Annotated in this window: 14 protein-coding genes; 6 read left to right on the top strand and 8 right to left on the bottom strand. The window is 73.2% G+C overall.

Annotation, left to right across the window (positions count from 1 at the left end; all coding sequences use genetic code 11):
* Positions 1–103 precede the first annotated feature (103 nt).
* The 4 genes from CC117_RS00340 to modA all read right to left on the bottom strand — a co-directional run bounded on the left by CC117_RS00340 (position 104) and on the right by modA (position 3,869).
* The gene (locus CC117_RS00340) at positions 104–883 is read right to left on the bottom strand and encodes a CAP domain-containing protein (RefSeq protein WP_071081711.1); all 780 of its coding nucleotides are present in this window, start codon (positions 881–883) and stop codon (positions 104–106) included.
* Between the two features lie 141 nt (positions 884–1,024).
* On the bottom strand, positions 1,025–2,173 hold the full coding sequence (locus CC117_RS00335) for an ABC transporter ATP-binding protein (protein ID WP_071081710.1): 1,149 nt from the start codon (positions 2,171–2,173) through the stop codon (positions 1,025–1,027).
* Positions 2,170–2,940: an ABC transporter permease gene (locus tag CC117_RS00330; protein WP_084131313.1), complete on the bottom strand. Its 771-nt coding sequence runs from the start codon at positions 2,938–2,940 to the stop codon at positions 2,170–2,172. The genes CC117_RS00335 and CC117_RS00330 overlap by 4 nt, the downstream gene beginning before the upstream one ends.
* A 101-nt stretch (positions 2,941–3,041) precedes the next feature.
* On the bottom strand, positions 3,042–3,869 hold the full coding sequence (gene modA, locus CC117_RS00325) for a molybdate ABC transporter substrate-binding protein (RefSeq protein ID WP_071081709.1): 828 nt from the start codon (positions 3,867–3,869) through the stop codon (positions 3,042–3,044).
* A gap of 99 nt (positions 3,870–3,968) precedes the next feature.
* Here modA and CC117_RS00320 point away from each other — a divergent pair, with 99 nt between their 5' ends.
* From CC117_RS00320 to CC117_RS00305, 4 genes are all read left to right on the top strand, one after another.
* A complete protein-coding gene (locus CC117_RS00320) occupies positions 3,969–4,511 on the top strand; it encodes a pyridoxamine 5'-phosphate oxidase family protein (protein ID WP_084131143.1) in 543 nt (180 codons plus the stop codon).
* A 212-nt stretch (positions 4,512–4,723) separates the two neighbouring features.
* Positions 4,724–6,667: a bifunctional diguanylate cyclase/phosphodiesterase gene (locus tag CC117_RS00315; protein ID WP_071081708.1), complete on the top strand. Its 1,944-nt coding sequence runs from the start codon at positions 4,724–4,726 to the stop codon at positions 6,665–6,667.
* Between the two features lie 68 nt (positions 6,668–6,735).
* A complete protein-coding gene (locus CC117_RS38455) occupies positions 6,736–8,073 on the top strand; it encodes an alpha/beta hydrolase family protein (RefSeq protein ID WP_071081707.1) in 1,338 nt (445 codons plus the stop codon).
* Positions 8,074–8,338: 265 nt separating this feature from the next.
* Positions 8,339–9,001, top strand: a complete 663-nt coding sequence (locus CC117_RS00305; protein WP_071081706.1) for a hypothetical protein — start codon at positions 8,339–8,341, stop codon at positions 8,999–9,001.
* On the opposite strand, the gene CC117_RS00300 is transcribed toward CC117_RS00305, so the two are convergent.
* The 4 genes from CC117_RS00300 to CC117_RS00285 form a co-directional block, all read right to left on the bottom strand.
* Positions 8,947–9,585 carry a hypothetical protein gene (locus CC117_RS00300; protein WP_071081705.1) on the bottom strand — a complete coding sequence of 213 codons (639 nt, stop codon included), beginning with the start codon at positions 9,583–9,585 and terminating at the stop codon, positions 8,947–8,949. The two genes, CC117_RS00305 and CC117_RS00300, sit on opposite strands and share 55 nt — an antisense overlap.
* A 209-nt stretch (positions 9,586–9,794) precedes the next feature.
* Positions 9,795–10,619 (bottom strand): FadR/GntR family transcriptional regulator, encoded by an 825-nt coding sequence (locus tag CC117_RS00295; RefSeq protein WP_071081704.1) that lies wholly within the window; start codon positions 10,617–10,619, stop codon positions 9,795–9,797.
* A gap of 675 nt (positions 10,620–11,294) precedes the next feature.
* Positions 11,295–11,834: a carboxymuconolactone decarboxylase family protein gene (locus CC117_RS00290; protein ID WP_071081703.1), complete on the bottom strand. Its 540-nt coding sequence runs from the start codon at positions 11,832–11,834 to the stop codon at positions 11,295–11,297.
* Positions 11,834–12,397: a peroxiredoxin gene (locus tag CC117_RS00285; protein ID WP_071081702.1), complete on the bottom strand. Its 564-nt coding sequence runs from the start codon at positions 12,395–12,397 to the stop codon at positions 11,834–11,836. The genes CC117_RS00290 and CC117_RS00285 overlap by 1 nt, the downstream gene beginning before the upstream one ends.
* A 109-nt stretch (positions 12,398–12,506) precedes the next feature.
* On the opposite strand from CC117_RS00285, the gene CC117_RS00280 reads away from it, so the two are divergent.
* Together CC117_RS00280 and CC117_RS00275 are read left to right on the top strand one after the other, a co-directional pair.
* On the top strand, positions 12,507–13,526 hold the full coding sequence (locus tag CC117_RS00280) for a LysR substrate-binding domain-containing protein (protein ID WP_071081701.1): 1,020 nt from the start codon (positions 12,507–12,509) through the stop codon (positions 13,524–13,526).
* A gap of 732 nt (positions 13,527–14,258) precedes the next feature.
* A complete protein-coding gene (locus CC117_RS00275; protein ID WP_071081700.1) occupies positions 14,259–16,898 on the top strand; it encodes a carboxylate--amine ligase/circularly permuted type 2 ATP-grasp protein in 2,640 nt (879 codons plus the stop codon).
* The last annotated feature ends 209 nt before the right edge of the window (positions 16,899–17,107 follow it).

The raw sequence follows: 17,107 nt of genomic DNA, 5'->3' as shown, positions 1-17,107 counted from the left end.
AGCCGACTGGCCCACCGCCCGCGCACCGGAAGCCCGCGCACCGGGACGGCCCGGGGCACCACGACGTGGCACCCCGGGCCGTCCGTCAGGCCGGAGGTTCGGCCTACCGGCGGCCGAAGGCCTGCGTCCAGTAGTAGCGGTAGGTGCCGCCACCCTGGGCGTAGCCGACGCCGAGGTGCGTGTACGCGCAGTTGAGGATGTTCGCCCGGTGCCCGGAGCTGTTCATCCACATCTGGATGGTGGCTGCCGGGGTCGTCGAGCCGGCGGCGATGTTCTCGCCGACGTAGCCGTTCGGCCAGCCGGCGGCCTGGGCCCGGCTGCCCGCGGTGCTGCCGTTCTGGCCGGTGTGGCTGAAGTAGTTGTTCGTCGCCATGTCCGCGGAGTGCGCCTGGGCCGCGGCGGTCAGGCTGGCGTCGAACAGGAGCGGGCCGCAGCCGGCCTTCTGCCGCTCGACGTTGGTGAGCCGCAGGATCTCGTCCTGTGGGGTGCCGGTCCCCGGCGGGTTCGCCGGCGGCGTGGTGGCCGGCGGCGGAGGCGGGGGGTTCTGCGTCGGCGGGTTGCCCGGCGGCGTGGTCGGTACCGGCGGGCGGGTCGTCGGGACGGGTGGGCGGGACGTCGGCGCCGGCGGGATGGTCGGCGGCGCCGTGGTGGGCCCGCCCGGTGCGGTCGTGGCCGGCGCCGTCGTCGGCGCGGCCGGAGTGGTCGTGCCCGGGGTCCCTGGTGTGGGAGCGGTGGACGCCGAGGCGCTCACGCTCGGTGCCGGGGTGGGCGGGTGGTATCCGCCACCGGGCGAACCGCCCGGGCCGGATCGGCAGGACGCGACGGCTGCCATCAGGGCGACCGCGGTAGCTGCGCTGGCGACGGCCTTACGGACCGGGGCCATGGAGACTCCTTTGGGTGATCTCCCCCCTCGCAACGCCTGGAACTGTAGCGAACCCGACAGAACCCGCGTGCGGCGGGTCCGCCGTGCATGCGGAGCGGCCGGGCGGGACGGGCTGTGCACCTGGCTGGTCGGCCTGGCTGGTCAGGGGGCCGCGCCGCCCTGGCTGTAGACGTCCCAACGGCCCTCGTCGACGGTGAGCCAGACCGGCGTCCCACGGACCAGCCGCAGTTCGGCGAGCCGCCGGGCGGGGATCTCGGCCCGTGCCGCGGGGGTGCTGGCGACCTGCACCCGCACCTGGTCGCCGAGCGTCTCCACCGAGGTCACCGGGCCGGTGAGCACCTGGGTGCCGGGTGCGGCACCGGGCTCGCTGCGGTGCACCCCGATCTCGGACGGCCGCAGCGCCACCAGCACCGACCCGTCCACCGTGCCCGGCGGGGCCGGCAGGGTGACGGGCCGGTCGGCGGTCGCGTCGAGGGTGACCACGCCGCCGGCGGCGGTGCCCGGGAACAGGTTGAGGCCGGCGAGGCGGGCGACGTACGGCGTGCGCGGCCGGGTGATCACCTCGGCGGGTTCGCCGCGCTGCACCACCCGGCCCCGCTCCAGCACGGCGACGTCGTCGGCGAGTGTGAGTGCGTCGACCGGGTCGTGGGTGACCATGACGACGGGGACGTCCAGCGTCGGCAGCAGCGCGCGGATCTCGGCCCGGACCTCCAGGCGGGTGCCGGCGTCGAGGGCAGCGAGCGGCTCGTCGAGGAGCAGGATGCCCGGCCCCGGCGCGAGCGCGCGGGCGAGCGCGACCCGTTGCGCCTGCCCGCCGGACAGCGCCCCGGGCCGCAGGTGGGCGACCTCGGCGAGGCCGAGTCGGTCGAGCATCTCCCGGGCCGCGGCGCGGGCCGCCGCCCGCCGCACCCGGTGGCGCACCCGCGGCCCGAAGGCCACGTTGTCGATCGCGGACAGGTGCGGGAAGAGCAGGTAGTCCTGGAAGACGTAGCCGGCGCCGCGCCGCTCGGGAGGGACGAACCGGTGGGCCTGCGGGTCGTCGAGGACGGCGCCGTCCAGCTCGATGCGTCCTCGCTGCAGCGGGACGAGCCCGGCCAGCGCCCGGAGCAGCGTGCTCTTGCCGGCGCCGTTCGGCCCGAGGACGGCGAGGGTGCGGCCCGGCTCGACAGCCAGGTCGGCGTCCAGCGCGAGCGTGCCGAGCTCGATCCCGATCCGGGCGACGAGCCCGGTGCGGCGCGGTGCGCCTGGCGGAGCCTTCTCCAGTGCGGACGGGCCGGACGTCTCGATCATGTGAGACCCACGGTGTGCCGACCGTTCCACCAGCGGCCGCGCAGGGCGACCAGGACGACGATGCTGACCGTCAGCAGCACGAGGGACAGCGCGACCGCCTTGTCCGGATCGACCTCCATGGCCAGGTAGACGGCCAGCGGCATGGTCTGGGTGGTCTTCGGGAAGTTGCCGGCGAAGGTGATCGTCGCACCGAACTCACCCAGCGCCCGGGCCCAGCAGAGCACCGCACCGGCGGCGACTGCCGGCAGGATCATCGGTAGCGTGACCCGGAAGAAGACCGTCACCCGGCTGGCGCCGAGCGTGRCCGCGGCCTCCTCGAACCGCCGGTCGGCGGCGCTGAGCGCGCCCTCGACCGACAGGACGAGGAACGGCATCGCCACGAACGTCTGAGCAATGATCACCGCGTCGGTGGTGAACGGGATCGTGAACCCGAACCAGTCGTCGAGGTGCGAGCCGACGATGCCGCGCCGGCCCAGCACGAGCAACAACGAGACACCGCCGACGACCGGCGGCAGGACGAGCGGGATGGTCACCAGCGCCCGCAGCAGCGAGCGCCCCGGGAAGCTGGCGCGGGCGAGCGCCCACGCCAGCGGAATGCCGAACAGCATGCAGACGACAGTCGTGATCGTCGCCGTCCGGACGGACAGCCACAGCGCGTGCCGGGTCGAGGGGTCGGTCAGCAGGTCCGGCAGTGACTCCCACGGCGCCCGGATGATCAGCGCGAGCAGGGGCATCAGCAGGAACAGGGTGGCAAGGGCCGCCGGCACGGCCAGGGGCCATGGTGCGCGCCCACGTGCCTCGCTCCGGGAGCGCGACGGCGGCCGGGGCCGTGTCAGCCGGGTCACCGGCCGTGCCAGGCGGCCGGTGGTCACGCCGGCGGGCCGAAACCGGCCTCGGTCAGCACCGCGGAACCCTCGTCGGACAGGACGAACTCGACGAAGTCCTTCGCCGTCTCCGCCTCCTTCGACTCGTTCACCGTCGCCACCGGGTAGCTGGTCTTCGCGTTCACGTCAGCCGGGATCTCGATGCCGGTGACCCTGTCCTCGGCCGAGGCGACGTCGGTCTGGTAGACGAGGCCGGCGTCGACCTCACCCAGGCCGACGGTCGTCAGCACGGCCTTGACGTCCGGGCCGAAGGTGACCGGCGTGACCTGAAGGCCGGCCTTCTCCAGCACCGTGGTGGCGGCCACGCCACACGGCACCTGCGCCTCGCACAGCGCGACCTTCACGTCGGGGTTGGCCAGGTCGGCGAGATCGTCGATCCCGGCCGGGTTGTCCTTGGGGACCGCGATCTCCAGCGAGTTGGTCGCGAAGGTCTTCGGGTCGGTCGCGTTGCCGGCGTCCACGACCTCGGTCATGTTCTTCGTGCTCGCCGAGGCGAAGACGTCCGCCGGGGCGCCGGAGTTGATCTGCTGCGCCAGCGCGGAGCTCGCGGCGAAGGAGAACTCGACCGTCGTACCCGGGTGGTCGGCCTCGAACTGCCTGCCCAGCTCGGTGAACGTCTCGGTGAGCGAGGCGGCGGCGAAGACGGTGATGGTGTGGGGCTCCGCGGCGGCCGTGGTGGCAGCGGGCGGAGCGGCCGTGGTCTCGTCGTCATCGTCGGATCCGCAGCCGGCAGCGACAAGCGCGAGTGCGGGGACGAGGACCAACGGAACGGCGAAGCGGGACACGCGGGCTTTGCGCGCGGTACGGATCATTGACACGGGATGCACGATACAGCCGCAATCGCGCTTTCCGACCCGCTTCCAGATCCGCGTTTACGGTTCGGTAACCGCTGTCGCGCCAGGTGAGAGGCTGTGCCCGTGACGATGGACCTGCGCGGCCGCGGCCCGGCCTTCCTCGAGTTCTGGCGCGAGCGGCATCTRTGCAGCCTGACGACGGTGCGCCCGGACGGCACGGCACACGTCGTCCCCGTGGGCGTGACGCTCGAGCCGGCGGTCGGCCTGGCCCGCGTGATCACCATGCGGGGGTCGCGGAAGGTCGCCCTCGTCGCCGCCCGCGGGGCGTTCGACCCGACCGGACCGTCGGCCGAGCCGGGCCCCCGATCGGCGGAGACCGACCCCGAGGGGATAGGTATTGATAGCGAATTGTCCGTAATTGTGAATGGTGGCGCGGGTGTCGACGGTCCGCCGCGCCGGCGCGGGGGTGCGCGGGTGGCCGTCTGTCAGATCGACGGCGGGCGGTGGTCGACCCTCGAGGGGCTCGCGGTCGTCCGGGACGAGCCGGCCGCCGTCGCCGAGGCCGAGCGCCGTTACGCCGAGCGGTACCGGACCCCACGGGTCAACCCGCAGCGGGTCGTGCTGGAGATCTCGGTGACCCGTGTCCTCGGGACGCTGTGAGCCGCGGCCGGCCGCGACCGACAGGCCGGAGACGCCGGACCCGATGTGACCCAGAACGCAGTCTGTTACCTGCCGTTAACCGTGTCGGGCGTCTCGCCCGAACCTGCGGCGGCACTGTGACGCGTAACAGTCGACACGGCGCGGTGACTGACAGACCTGGGCCATGCGGACACTAGACTGCGCACTCCGGGCGGCGCGGTACGGGAGGTGCGGTGATCGCTGGGGTTGCGGGCCTGGCCGCGGCTGCGTCGTCGGTCGGCATGCTGATCGTCACCGCGGATGGTCGGGTCGCCTGGGTGAACGACGCCCTCGTCGAGCTCGTSACCGGCCTGCGGAACCCCGACTCGGCGTTCGAGGCACGGCTCGCGGTCGCCGAGGCCGGCCTGCCGCTGACCGGGCTGCACCCGTCCGCCCCGCCGGCCGTCCTGGACTGGACCGGCCCCGACGGCTCGCCCCGCCTGCTGCGCGCCTCCTGTCGGGACATGAGCGCCGGCCAGCCGTCCGAGCTGTTGCTGTTCGAGATCGTTGATCTGACCGCGGAGATCACCGCGTTCGGCGCCGGCCTGCCGGCCGCGTCCGCCGCCGGGCCCGCGCCGGACGGTTCCGGGGAGCCCACGAGAGGCGTCCCGGGAGACCTGGCGGGCGACCTCATGGGGGATGTCGTCGCGGAACTTGCGGCGGCCGTGCTGGGGGGCGCGGGTGCCGCGGGCCTGGGGGAGACAGCCGTCCCCACCGCGGCCGACGAGCTCCTGCCCACCCACGACACCGCTGCCCCGGAAGGCACTGGCGCGGCCGCGGGCGATCCTGCCGCGCTCGCCGATCCTGCCGCGCTCGCCGAGCAGGCCCGTCCCGACACCCACGGCATCGATCCCCTCACCGGTCTGAGTACCCGCTACGCCCTCGCCGAGGAGCTGGAGAGCAGGGTCGCGGGCACGGAGGCGACGGACGGCTCGCTGCTGATCCTCGACATCGACCATCTCGCCGACGTCAACGACCTGCAGGGGTACTCGATCGGTGACGCCGTCCTGCGGGCGGTGGCCCAGGCCCTGCGGGAGGAGCTTCCCGACGGCACTCGCCTCGGGCGCCTCGGCGGGGACGAGTTCGCCGTCGTCCTCCCCGCCGGGGGCGGCAGTGAGGGCCTGGCCGTCGCCGAGCAGCTCTGCGCGGCGGTCGCGGCCCGCACCGCCGCCGCCGAGGACGTCGCCGTCCAGGCCACCGTCAGCATCGGCGTCGTCCCGCTCGAGCTGGCGGCGGGCAGTGAGGCCGCCTTCGCCTGGGCGGACCTGGCCCTGCGCGAGGCCAAGCGCTCCGGGCGCAACCGGGTCCGGCTGTTCACCCGTGAGCAGTACGACGAGGCGGCGCTGCGGGTGACGGTCACCAGCCGGGTCGCCGCCGCGCTCGACAACGGCCAGATGTCGCTGGACGTCCTGCCCGTCGTCGACCTGGCCAGCCGGGAGATCGTCGGGTTCGAGCTGCTCTCCCGGCTGCGGGACGGGGTCTGGCCCGAGCTCGGCCCGCGTGGCTTCCTGGCCGCGGCCGAACACACCGACCTGGGCCTGCACCTCGACCGGTGGGTTGTGCTCCGGGCCGTGAACGCCCTCGTCAGCGGGCTGCCCGGGCGGGTCTACGTCAACCTGGCCGCCCGCTCCCTGCGGGACCCGGCCTTCGGCGACTTCATCCTCTCCACGCTGCGCGACAGCCGGGTCGACCCGGCCAGGCTCGCCCTGGAGATTCCCGAGGGCGCCGCGGTGGCCAACCTGGACGCGGCCCGGCGGCTCGCCGAGCAGCTCACCGCCGCCGGCTGCCCGGTTCTGCTCGACGACTTCGGAATGACCAGCGGGGCCGTCATCGCGCTGCGGAACCTCCCGCTGTGGGCCGTCAAGATCGACAGCAGTCTGGTGCGGACCGTGGACACCAGTGCGCGCGACCGCGCTGTCGTCGAGGCGGTCGTCCAGATCGCGCGGACGGCGGGCATGACCGTGATCGCCGAGGGGGTGGACCGGGCGGCGCTGCCGCAGGTCCTCCTCGACATCGGGGTCACGGTCGCGCAGGGCTATCACGTCGGCCGTCCGCGGCGGCTCGCCGAGCTGCTCGGTGGCGGCGACGGTGGCGACGACGTCACGACGGTGATGAGCCTCGGCGGCTACCGCCGCTGACCTGGTGCGCGTCGGCGGCGGCATCCTTCCGCTGGCTCCGGCGTGGTCGCCGTGCGTAGTGTCAGTCCATGGTTGCGGCGTCGGACGCGGCGCCGTCGGAGTGTCCCCGGCCCGGCGCGCCCTCCCAGCGGCTCCAGTGCCGGCAGCGGCTCCAGCGCCGGCAGCGACTCGCGTTGCGCCGGCCGCCCCGAACCGGTCGGCGGCCGTCCATCGCGGCGCGCGGTCGCCTGCTGCTTGCGGCTGCTGTGGCACTCGGCGCGATGCTGCTCCCGTCGTGTGGTGCCTCGTCCGCGGGGAGCGACCCGTCCGGGCGCGAGACCGCCGGCACGGCGGGAGCGGAGTCCGCCCCCGCCGTGCCAGCCTCCGGGGCCTCCGGGGGCGGCGCGGCGGGCCGCCCGGTCCCGGCTCCGGATCAGCCAGGGGAGCACCCGGTCGGCTACCAGACCCTGACGGTGACGGAGGAGAAGCGCCCGAACCGCCCCCTGGTGACCTCAGTGTGGTATCCGGCCCGCGCCGGCGCCGAACCCGCGCGCTATCCGGTGACGGACGGGGTGACACTCACTTCCCGCCGCGCGGGGGAGGGGGCCCCGGCCGCGCCCGGCCGCTTCCCGATGGTGGTCATGTCGCACGGCAGCGCCGGCAGCCGGGTGCAGCTCGCCTACCTCGCCGAGGCGCTGGCGAGCCACGGGTTCGTCGTGGCCGCGCCGGACCACCCCGGCGACACCATGATCGAGGTGGCCGAGGGTCGGCAGGCACCGCTCGTCGATCTGGCCAGCGACCGGCTCCTCGACGTCTCGAGCGTCATCAGCGCGTTCACGAAGCCCGACTGCCCGATCGCCGACATGGTGCGGCCGGACCAGGTCGGCATCGTCGGGTTCTCCTTCGGTGGCCTGACCTCGATAGCCTCCACGGTGGGCTTCCTGCACGCCCCCGCTGACAGCCGGATCCGGGCCGTCGTCGGGATCGCCCCGGCAACCGAGGTCATTCCGGCGGATCAGCTCGCCCGGCTCCGGGTGCCGACGATCATGATCGGCGGCCTGATGGACGGCGCGGTGCCGCTCGACCGCAACGCGCGGCCCGCCTTCGGCGAGCTCACCGGCTCCCGCCCGCGCTACTTCGTCACCGTGGCCGGCGGGACGCACAACTCGTTCACCGAGATCTGCGCCCAGGCCGCCGCGGCCCGCGGTCGCCCGGTGGCGGAGGGCGTGCGGGTACGGCTGGAGGTCACGGCGGACATGACCTGCCGGCCCCCCGCCATCGACATCGACCAGGCACACCGCCTCACCGTCTACTACACCGTGGCGTTCCTGGAGAGCCAGCTGGCCGGCGCGGCCGGTTACGACCGGTACCTCACTGCGGCGGCTGCCCGGACCTTTCCCGAGAGCGAGCTGCACGCGGTGGACTGAGGGCCCGGCGTGCCAACCACTCTCGTGGGGGACACGGCTGTGGTCTGATCGACGTAGCTGCGGTCGGTGACCTGGGCGGACGTGCTGGTGTGCGCCGCGCCTGCCGAGCGGCGCGGCCAATCGGATGACCGTCCCCGATCACGGCGGCTACCGTGACCCGACCGGCCGGTGCCCGACTGCCAGTGGCACCAGGCCGCCCGGGCGCCGTTGGCGCCCGGCACCACCCAGCGGCACGGTGTTGTGACCCGCGAGGAGGTCGACCAGGATGTCCGCACGCCAGATCCGGCGGTTCCACCTTGAGCGTGAAGTCGACGTGTCCGGAGTGTCGGGCACCGGCGCTGTCGCTTTCGGAGTGCAGGCCCCGGACGGAACCTGTGTCCTCTGGTGGAACTCCGACCACGGCTCGGTCGCCATCTACCCGTCGATGGAGACGTTGCTGGCGATCCACGGCCATGCCGGGATGACCCGGGCGGTCTACATCGACAACCCCGAGTCTCCCGCCGCCGTGCCCGCCACGGTCCTGGCCGATTCCACGGTGGCCGACCTGGTGGCAGCCGACTCGGTGGTGACGGACTCGGCCGCGGTGCGGGCCGCGGCGGCATCAGTGCAGCGCGGCCGGGCTCCGCGCCCTGGTCGGGCACCACGCCCCGGTCGGGCGAGCGGGCGCCGGTCGGCGGCGGTGCGTGATACCGGCCGGAGTGGGCGCGCGCGTGCCGTCCGGCCGTCCTGGGAAGCCACCGCCGGGTCGATCGTCGCCCGGGTGGCCGCGCGGGGAGGTGCCGCGCGCGTCATGCAGAGTGAGCGCCCGTCGGCCGATGAGGGGCCAGGGGAGCGGGTGCCGGTGAGGCGGCTGCCGGTGCGGCCGCTGTCTGCTCAGGTGAGTGGGCGGAAGCACGGGACGGTCGGGCCGTCCGGGTCGATGGTGTAGAGGGCGAGCGTGCCGGCCATGTCCTGAGGGTCGACACCGATCGTTCGCATGTCGTCGGCCATGCCCGCCATGATCCCGAGCGCGTGCCGCACCAGCACGGCACCCATGCCACGCGGGTTGTCGACATGGGAGTGGAACTCGACGGCTGACCGCGCGTCCGCGGTCAGCGTGGCCAGGGCGCCGAGCCGGATGCGGTCGGTCAGGGTCTCCCAGACCCGTTCCGACTGCGGTGCTTCCGGGCTGCGCCACACCTGGCGGTAGGACATGGCCGCGATCACCGCGGCGGGCGGTCGCCCGGTGCGCAGGTGAATCGTGACCGTCCACATCGCCAGCAGCCAGGTCAGTGCGGACATCGTGCGGTGGGGGTCGTCCTCGACCCGTTCGACGAGCTGTTGCTCGGCGGCAAAGCGGTTCTGACGTGAGAGCCACGAAACGACAAGTCGTTCCATGTCGACCACATCAATCATGGGCAGTTCTCGAGGATGGGGGCGGGCGAGCGCGGCGGCCCGGCGTGAGCTGGTGTCCACCAGAGCCAACGCCCCCGTGTCCGGGAGAGTCTGCCAGGCGAGTCCCGACAGCGGCATGGCGGCCACAGTAGCCGGGCCCGGGAGCTTTAACCATCAGCGTTGATGAAAGGTTGTTGTCATTTCGGTTTCCGGTGCTACCCGTCGGTGCCGGTCGGTCCGGGTTTCTGTCGCTTCTGTCACCACTCCGGCCGGAAACCGTCACGAGGAGGTTCGGCGGCGTGCCCAGAGTGCCCGGTCAGGGACGCATCGGACCCGCCGCCGGGCCGCTACTCGCCCAGAAGGTCTAGGACGATGGTGGGGGTCTGGGTGGGTGTGGTGGCGATGTGGGTGCGCCAGTGTGTTTCGGCGGCGTCGGGTTCGTGGTGGGTGATGAGGTCGAGGAGGTGGGTGTGGTCGTGGTGGTTGTGGGGGGCGGGGTGGGGGGGTGGGGTGTGGGTGTCGAGGATGTGGCGGAGCATGCCGGCGATCATGGTGAGGGTCTGGTTGCCGGCGTGTTCGAGGAGCTGGTGGTGGAAGTGGTTGGGGTCGGGGTGGGTGAGGGCGGTGTGCAGGGCGGTGAGGGTGGTGTCGGTGTGGTGGGTGGCGAGGAGGCGGACGGCGGCGGGCTCGAGCAGGGTGTGGGCGGTGTGGACGTCGGCGACGGTGGTGTGGCGGTGTTCGAGGACGAGGCCGGCGTAGCGGGCTGCGACCTGGCCGTCGGGGGTGTGGACGCGGGCTCCGCCGTGGGCGCCGCGGCGGACGGAGATGAGGGCTTCGGATTCGAGGACGCGGAAGGCTTCGCGCAGGGTGGGGCGGGAGACGCCGAACTGTTCCATGAGGACGGCTTCGGGGGGCAGGGCGTCGCCTTCGACGAGTTCGCCGCGGACGATCTGGCGGCGGAGCTGGGCTGCGACGAGTTCCGCGGTCTTCGGCACCCGGACCTGCTGGCCGACCTTGTTCTCGGACAGCGGGTTGATGCGTGGTGGGCCCGCGGCACCGGCGCCCGACCCGTCGGCGGGCGCCCCGTTCACGGGCTCGCCGCCGCGCCGGGGCACGCGCAACGTGTGTCCCCCGCGCACCGCACTGATGTTGGCCGGATTCAGTAACGCCATGACGGTGCTCCCCCAGTTTCTCAAGCCGCCGCCGCGGTTGGCCTGCGGTGGCCGGTGCGTCGGCGGTGTTGATGTGCACGCCCGTCGTTGGCCGGCGGCCCGGTCGGGCGACCAGGCGGATCGGCGGTCGCCCGCCGGCCTCGTCACGTCGCCCGGCGGTCGAAACCCCACTTCGACTACATGGCGTGCTTGTGAAGATGCATTGTGGCACCAGATGGACGGCTTGGTGGGCCTGCGAGGCATCAGACCACGCTGTAAACCGGAACTGGCTAGTCGCAATGCGGCGTCATGGTTACTCAAAGTGGCGACATCGAGTCGGTGGTCCGCGGTTCCGGGTCGTGCCGCCCGCTGCCTGGTGCGGCCGGCGATCTGCGTGCTGGGCGGACTCGTCGGTGGTGAGGCGGCTGCGGGGGGTGTCGGTCGGCACCTGGTCGGGCCGGGTGGTGCCGCCCCGTGCGATCACGCAGGGTCGCTCCCGCTGCCGGACGACTGCCGTCACGCGTCCGGCGCGTCGCGGTCACGCATCCGGCGCGTCGCGCGATGTCGAGTGTCGCCACCGGCCACCGGCCACCGGCCACCGGGCGTCCGGGACGCGGCAGGGCCCGGCACCGTGGCAGCCACTGCCACGCTGTCGGGCCCTGGAGGACGAGTGTCGGAGCCGGCTCCGGCCGGARCTCAGGCCGTCGCCGGAACCTGTTCGTGCGCCTCGATGGTCACCGCCGCCGCATGTACGACGGAGGCGACACGGATCGCGTCCTGGATGACCTCCCGGGACACCCCCCGCTCGCGCAGCTCGTGCTCGTGCGCGGTCAGGCACATCCCGCACCCGTTGACCGCCGAGACCGCCAGCGACCACAGCTCGAAGTCGATCTTGTCGACTCCCGGGTTGGCGATGGCGTTCATCCGCAGCCCGGCGCGCAGCCTGGAGTACTCCTTGTCCTCCAGCAGGTGCAGCGTCCGGTAGTAGACGTTGTTCATCGCCATGAGGGCCGCGGCGGTCCGTGCCGCCGTGGCTGCCTCGGGGGAGAGGTGCTCCAATGCCTCGGCCTCCAGCTCGGCACGCACGGTGGCGCCCCGGCTGGCGATCGCGGCGGCGAGCACCGTGCCCCACAGCTGCTGGGTGTTCAGCTGCGACTGCGAGGTCACCGAGCCGAGGTTGAGTCGGATGTCCTTGGCGTAGTCGGGAAGCTGCTCCCGCACCCGGGCGACTCCCATTACGCCGCGACCTCCACCGGAGCGGGCGCGCCGCTGCCGAGGGTGGCCTCGCCCTTCTGCCAGTTGCACGGGCACAGCTCGTCGGTCTGCAGGGCGTCGAGCACCCGCAGCACCTCGGCCGGGTTCCGCCCGACGCTGCCGGCGGTGACCATGACGAACTGGATGACGCCGTCCGGGTCGATGATGAAGGTGGCGCGCTGCGCCACGCCGTCGCTGCCGAGCACGCCGGCGGCCTGCGTCAGCTCGCGCTTGATGTCCGCCAGCATCGGGAAGGGCAGGTCCCGCAGGTCCTCGTGGTTCTGCCGCCACGCGAGGTGGACGTACTCGCTGTCCGTGGAGACGCCCAGGACCTGGGCGTCACGGTCGGCGAACTCGCTGTTGAGCCGGCCGAACGCGGCGATCTCGGTGGGACACACGAAGGTGAAGTCCTTCGGCCAGAAGAACACGACCCGCCACTGCCCGGGACGGCTGCTGGACGTCTCCTGGACGAAGGCGGTGTCGGGGTTGGTGGTGACGACACCGGTCAGGTCGTAGGCGGGGAAGACGTCGCCGACGGTCAGCATCCGGAGTTTCTCCTCTCAGGGCGCCCCGCGGTGGGGCGCGGCTCCACTCTTACGGCAGCAGACTCAGAAGTGAAATCGAAAGATTCGGGTAGTCTGATAGCTTGAAGCTATGGCTCAACCTCAGCCCACCCTCGCGCAGCTGCGGGCGCTGGTGGGTGTCGCAGATCACCGGCACTTCGGTCGGGCCGCGGCCTCGCTGCACGTCAGTCAGCCCACCCTGTCCAGCGCCGTGGCGGCGCTGGAGCGCACCCTGGGCATCCAGCTTGTCGAGCGGACCACTCGTAGTGTGCTGTTGACCCCGGTGGGTGAGGAGATCGTGCGTCGTGCCCGCGGCGTGCTCGGCGCGCTGGACGACATCACCCAGCTCGCGGTGAGCGCGCGGGAACCGCTGACCGGCGACATCCGCCTCGGTGTGATCCCGACGGTGGCTCCTTATCTCCTGCCCCGGCTGCTGCCGTCGCTGCGGGCCCGGCGCCCGGAGGCGCGGCTGCGGCTGCGTGAGGCGCAGACCCACGCGCTGCTGGAGGAGCTCCGCGGCGGCGCGTTGGACCTCGCGCTCCTCGCCCTGCCGAACGACGAGCCGGGCGTGGCCGAGCTGCCGCTCTACGACGAGGACTTCGTCCTGGTCACGCCCGCCGACCACCCGATGGCCGGCGGCAGCGGGCTGCCGGTGGGCGCGCTCGGCGGCCAGGAGCTGCTGCTGCTCGAGGACGGGCACTGTTTCCGCGCGCAGGCACTGGACGTCTGCCGCGAGGCCGGCGCCCGCGAGCGCAGCGCGCTGCGCGGCGCCAGCCTCTCCACGATCGTGCAGATGGTCGCCGGCGGCCTGGGTCTGACACTGGTGCCGGCCGCGGCGGTGGGCGTCGAGGTGGGGGAGGGGCGCGGCCTGGCGACGGCCACCTTCCGTGACCCGGCCCCGCGGCGGCGCATCGGCCTCGCCTTCCGGACGACCTCCGCGAGGGTGGCCGACTGGAACCTGCTCGCCGCCGAGATCCGCGCCACCCTCCCCGTGACGGAGCTGCGGGTGACTCCCGTCGGCGATCCGCCCGCGACCGCGATCCGTCGTGACCTGCCCGCGGTCGGCGCCGGCGGGCAGGCCGGCAGCGGCGAGCCGCCGGACGAGGCATAGCCGGCGGGCGGCGCCGCGGCCGGCGGGCGAGGGATGGCGCGGCGCGTCGGAGAGTGGTGGCGATCGACGGAATCCGTCAGGTCTCCGCTGCCCTCCTGCGGATTCTTTCCTGGTTTCTACCTTCCGCATCCGTCCTGGTCGTTTTCCGGAATCGGATGGATGTCGGAAACAGCGCCGGAGGTGCTTCCGGATCGTGTTCGGATGCTGCCGCGGTGCACTCCGGTCGGTGGCACCGGGGCGGGCCCGATCGGTCGTGCTGTGGGCTTTCTCATCGGAGTTCGTACTACGGATCGTGGCGCTGGCTCTCGTTCCGCAGTCGGTCGGTCACCCCGCCCCGGCCCGCGGTCCGGGCGTGGGAGCAGCCAATCCACAGCTGCTCCGGGCGATTCGTCATGGTTTAAACACCTTCTCGGTGGGTAATAGAGCCCTGCTGGCGGAGGCGGCGCTTCGTCGTGGCCGGCACGCAGGCGTCGTCCGCTCACGCCCTGACCGGGCAGCAGCGGGACCGTCCGCGGATCCGGCCCACATGGAAACCGCCATGTGCGGCCGGCCGCGCCTGATCAGTTCGGAGCCGATGTGAACAGGCGAGACCGCGGTACGGCCGCGGCGTCGAGGATTTCCGGCGAGTGCCCGACAACACCTGACATCCCGCGCATGATTGTACGGACGAGGGCGAGCGGTGACACGCCCAGGACATATCCCCGTAACCCGTCGGCCCTAGTGTAGGTATTCATGAGCGACGCGCGGATTGCGGCGGTCGGTGTAGAAGAAGAGTTTCACATCCTCGATCTGCGGACCCGGCGGCTCTCGCCTCGGGCCGAGGAGATACTGCGCGGGCTTCCCGACGACCAGTTCTCCCCGGAGCTCCTGCGGTCCGTGGTCGAGACCAACAGCCGGCCCTGGACGGATCTTTCCGACCTGCGGGCCGATCTGGTGGACCTGCGACGGCGGCTCGCCGCCGTCGCCGAGCCCCTCGGACTGGGCCCGGTGGGCGCCGGTACCGTCCCGCTCATCGCCGAGGACCCGCACGACGTCTCGCGGGACCCGCGGTACATCCAGATGGCGGAGGAGTACCAGCTCCTCGCGCACGAGCAGCTCATCTGCGGTGCCCAGGTGCACGTGGACGTCGCCGACCGGGATCTGGCGATGGCAGTCACCTCCTGGGTGGCTCCGTGGCTGCCGATGCTGCTCGCGCTCTCGGCGAGCTCCCCGTACTGGAACGGGGCCGACAGCGGCTACGCCAGCATGCGCACCCTCGTCTGGCAGCGCTGGCCGACCGCCGGCGTGGCCGGTCCGTTCAGCACCGCGGCCGAGTACGACCAGCTGGTGGCGGACCTGGTCAAGTCGGGCGTGATCAGCGACCCGGGGATGGTGTACTTCGACGTCCGTCCCTCGGCGCACCTGCCCACCGTCGAGCTGCGGATCTGCGACGCCTGCCCGGACGTCGACACCGTGATCCTGATCGCCGGGCTGTTCCGCGGGCTGGTGTGCCACGCGATCGACGCCATCCACGCGGGCACCCCGCCCCCGCCACCCCGGGCGGAGCTGCTGCGCGCCGCCACCTGGCGGGCCGCCCGCTCCGGTATCGAGGGCGACCTGGTCGACACCTCGGGCACCGGCAGCGTGCCGGCGGAGGAGCTGCTGCACCGGCTGCTCGCCGAGGTCCGCCCGGACCTGGAGCGCGTCGGCGACTGGGAGCTCGTCCGCCACCTCGCCGAGGCCGCCGTCGGGCGTGGCAGCGCGGCCTCCCGGCAGCGCCGGGCGTTCGCCCGCCGCGGCCGGCTGACCGACGTCGCCGACCTGCTGCTCACCGAGACCCGCGAGTCGCCGCCGCCGTCGGTGGACCCGCCGGGTGTCCCGTTCGCGGCCCGCCCGGCGTCGGCGCGGCCGCTGTTCCGGGGCTACCGCCCTACCGGGTTCGACGAGGTCGTCGAGGCCGGCGCGCAGAGCGACGGCGAGCGCGGCGACGACGGGCAGTGCGGGGGAGAGGCGCAGGTGCGGGTCGCCTACCGCGGTGTCGCACGCACCCTGGAGCGCCTCGGGCCGGCTGTGCTGGCGGAACGCCGCGAGGCCATGGAGGCCGAGCAGATCGACCGCGGCGTGGTCTTCCGGGTGGCCGGCGAGTCGCAGCAGCGCCCGTTCCCGTTCGACCTGGTGCCGCGGATCGTCACGGCCGGTGACTGGGAGCGGCTGCAGGCCGGGCTCACCCAGCGGGTCCGTGCGCTGGAGGCGTTCCTGCGCGACACCTACTCCGAGCGGGCGGCGGTCGCCGACGGAGTCATCCCGCCCTGGGTGGTCAACGACTCGCCCGGCCTGCGCCACGCCGGCCGCCTGCTGTCGCGGGAAGGATCCCCGCTGTCCGGCGGCGTCCGGGTGACCGTGGCGGGCATCGACCTCGTCCGCGGCGGTGACGGCGGCTGGCTCGTCCTGGAGGACAACCTGCGGGTGCCATCCGGGGTCGCCTACGCGATCGAGAGCCGGCAGCTGACCCGCGCGGCGCTGCCCGAACTCAACCCGCCGGGCGCCATCCTCGGGGTCGACGCGGTGCCGTCCCTGCTGCACGAGGCGCTGGTCGCCGCGGCCCCGCCGGCGGTGCGCGGCGAGCCCTCGGTGGCGGTTCTCAGCGTCGGCCCGCAGGACTCGGCCTACTACGAGCACACGTTCCTCGCCGAGGAGATGGGCGTCCCGCTGCTCACCCCGGCGGACGTCCTGGTCGACGGGGACGTCCTGTACGCGGTCACCGGCGGCGGGCGGCGGCGCCTCGACGTCCTGTACCGGCGGGTCGACGAGGACGAGCTGATGGGCCTGCCCGGGGCCGACGGGGCCCCGCTGGGGCCCGGTCTGCTGCGCGCTGTCCGGGCCGGGTCGCTCGCGCTCGCCAACGCGCTCGGCAACGGGGTCGCCGACGACAAGGTGGTGTACGCCTACGTCGCCCGGATGATCACCTACTACCTCGGTGAGCAGCCGCTGCTCGACGACGTCCCGACCTATGTGTGCGGGGACGACGAGCAGTGCGCCCACGTCATCGACAACCTCGACCGGCTCGTCGTCAAGCCGGTCGACGGCTACGGCGGCGCGGGGGTGCTCATCGGGCCCGCGGCCACGCCGGAGGAGCTGGCACGGGCCCGGGAGCAGATCGCCGCCGACCCGCGGGGCTGGATCGGCCAGGAGGTTGTCGACCTCTCCACCCACCCGACCTGGGTGGACGGTGAGTTCCTGCCGTGCGCGGTCGACCTGCGGGCGTTCGTCTACGCGGGCCGCGAGACCGTGGTGGCGCCGGCCGCGCTCAGCCGGATGGCGCCACCCGGCAGCCTGATCGTCAACTCGTCGCGCGGCGGCGGGTGCAAGGACACCTGGCTGCTCCGCTCCTGATCACCGCGGCGCCGGCAGTGCTGTCGTGCACTGCAACACCGGCGTCATCGAGGTGAAACCTCGGCCGTCGAAGGTAGGTGCGCGGTAGGCCGCGGTCACCGGCTGCATACGTCCGGTACGTCCGACGTGTCCGGTTTCCGGGTCCTACCGTGACCTTCGCCGTTTCTGGTGGCCCGAACGGGTGGGCCGCGCCGAGGAGGAGCAGAACG

Source organism: Parafrankia colletiae (assembly GCF_001854655.1).
GTDB classification, from domain to species: domain Bacteria; phylum Actinomycetota; class Actinomycetes; order Frankiales; family Frankiaceae; genus Parafrankia; species Parafrankia colletiae.
Note: the sequence above shows the minus strand (reverse complement) of the source record. Positions and strands in the feature narration are given on the sequence as shown.

Bases quoted from the DNA above. Each gene is read 5' to 3' on its own strand.
- CC117_RS00340 (WP_071081711.1), bottom strand. From the start codon at position 883: ATGGCCCCGGTCCGTAAGGCCGTCGCCAGCGCAGCTACCGCGGTCGCC.
- CC117_RS00335 (WP_071081710.1), bottom strand. From the start codon at position 2,173: ATGATCGAGACGTCCGGCCCGTCCGCACTGGAGAAGGCTCCGCCAGGC.
- modA (WP_071081709.1), bottom strand. From the start codon at position 3,869: ATGATCCGTACCGCGCGCAAAGCCCGCGTGTCCCGCTTCGCCGTTCCG.
- CC117_RS38455 (WP_071081707.1), top strand. From the start codon at position 6,736: ATGGTTGCGGCGTCGGACGCGGCGCCGTCGGAGTGTCCCCGGCCCGGC.
- CC117_RS00305 (WP_071081706.1), top strand. From the start codon at position 8,339: ATGTCCGCACGCCAGATCCGGCGGTTCCACCTTGAGCGTGAAGTCGAC.
- CC117_RS00300 (WP_071081705.1), bottom strand. From the start codon at position 9,585: ATGCCGCTGTCGGGACTCGCCTGGCAGACTCTCCCGGACACGGGGGCG.
- CC117_RS00295 (WP_071081704.1), bottom strand. From the start codon at position 10,619: ATGGCGTTACTGAATCCGGCCAACATCAGTGCGGTGCGCGGGGGACAC.
- CC117_RS00290 (WP_071081703.1), bottom strand. From the start codon at position 11,834: ATGGGAGTCGCCCGGGTGCGGGAGCAGCTTCCCGACTACGCCAAGGAC.
- CC117_RS00285 (WP_071081702.1), bottom strand. From the start codon at position 12,397: ATGCTGACCGTCGGCGACGTCTTCCCCGCCTACGACCTGACCGGTGTC.
- CC117_RS00280 (WP_071081701.1), top strand. From the start codon at position 12,507: ATGGCTCAACCTCAGCCCACCCTCGCGCAGCTGCGGGCGCTGGTGGGT.
- CC117_RS00275 (WP_071081700.1), top strand. From the start codon at position 14,259: ATGAGCGACGCGCGGATTGCGGCGGTCGGTGTAGAAGAAGAGTTTCAC.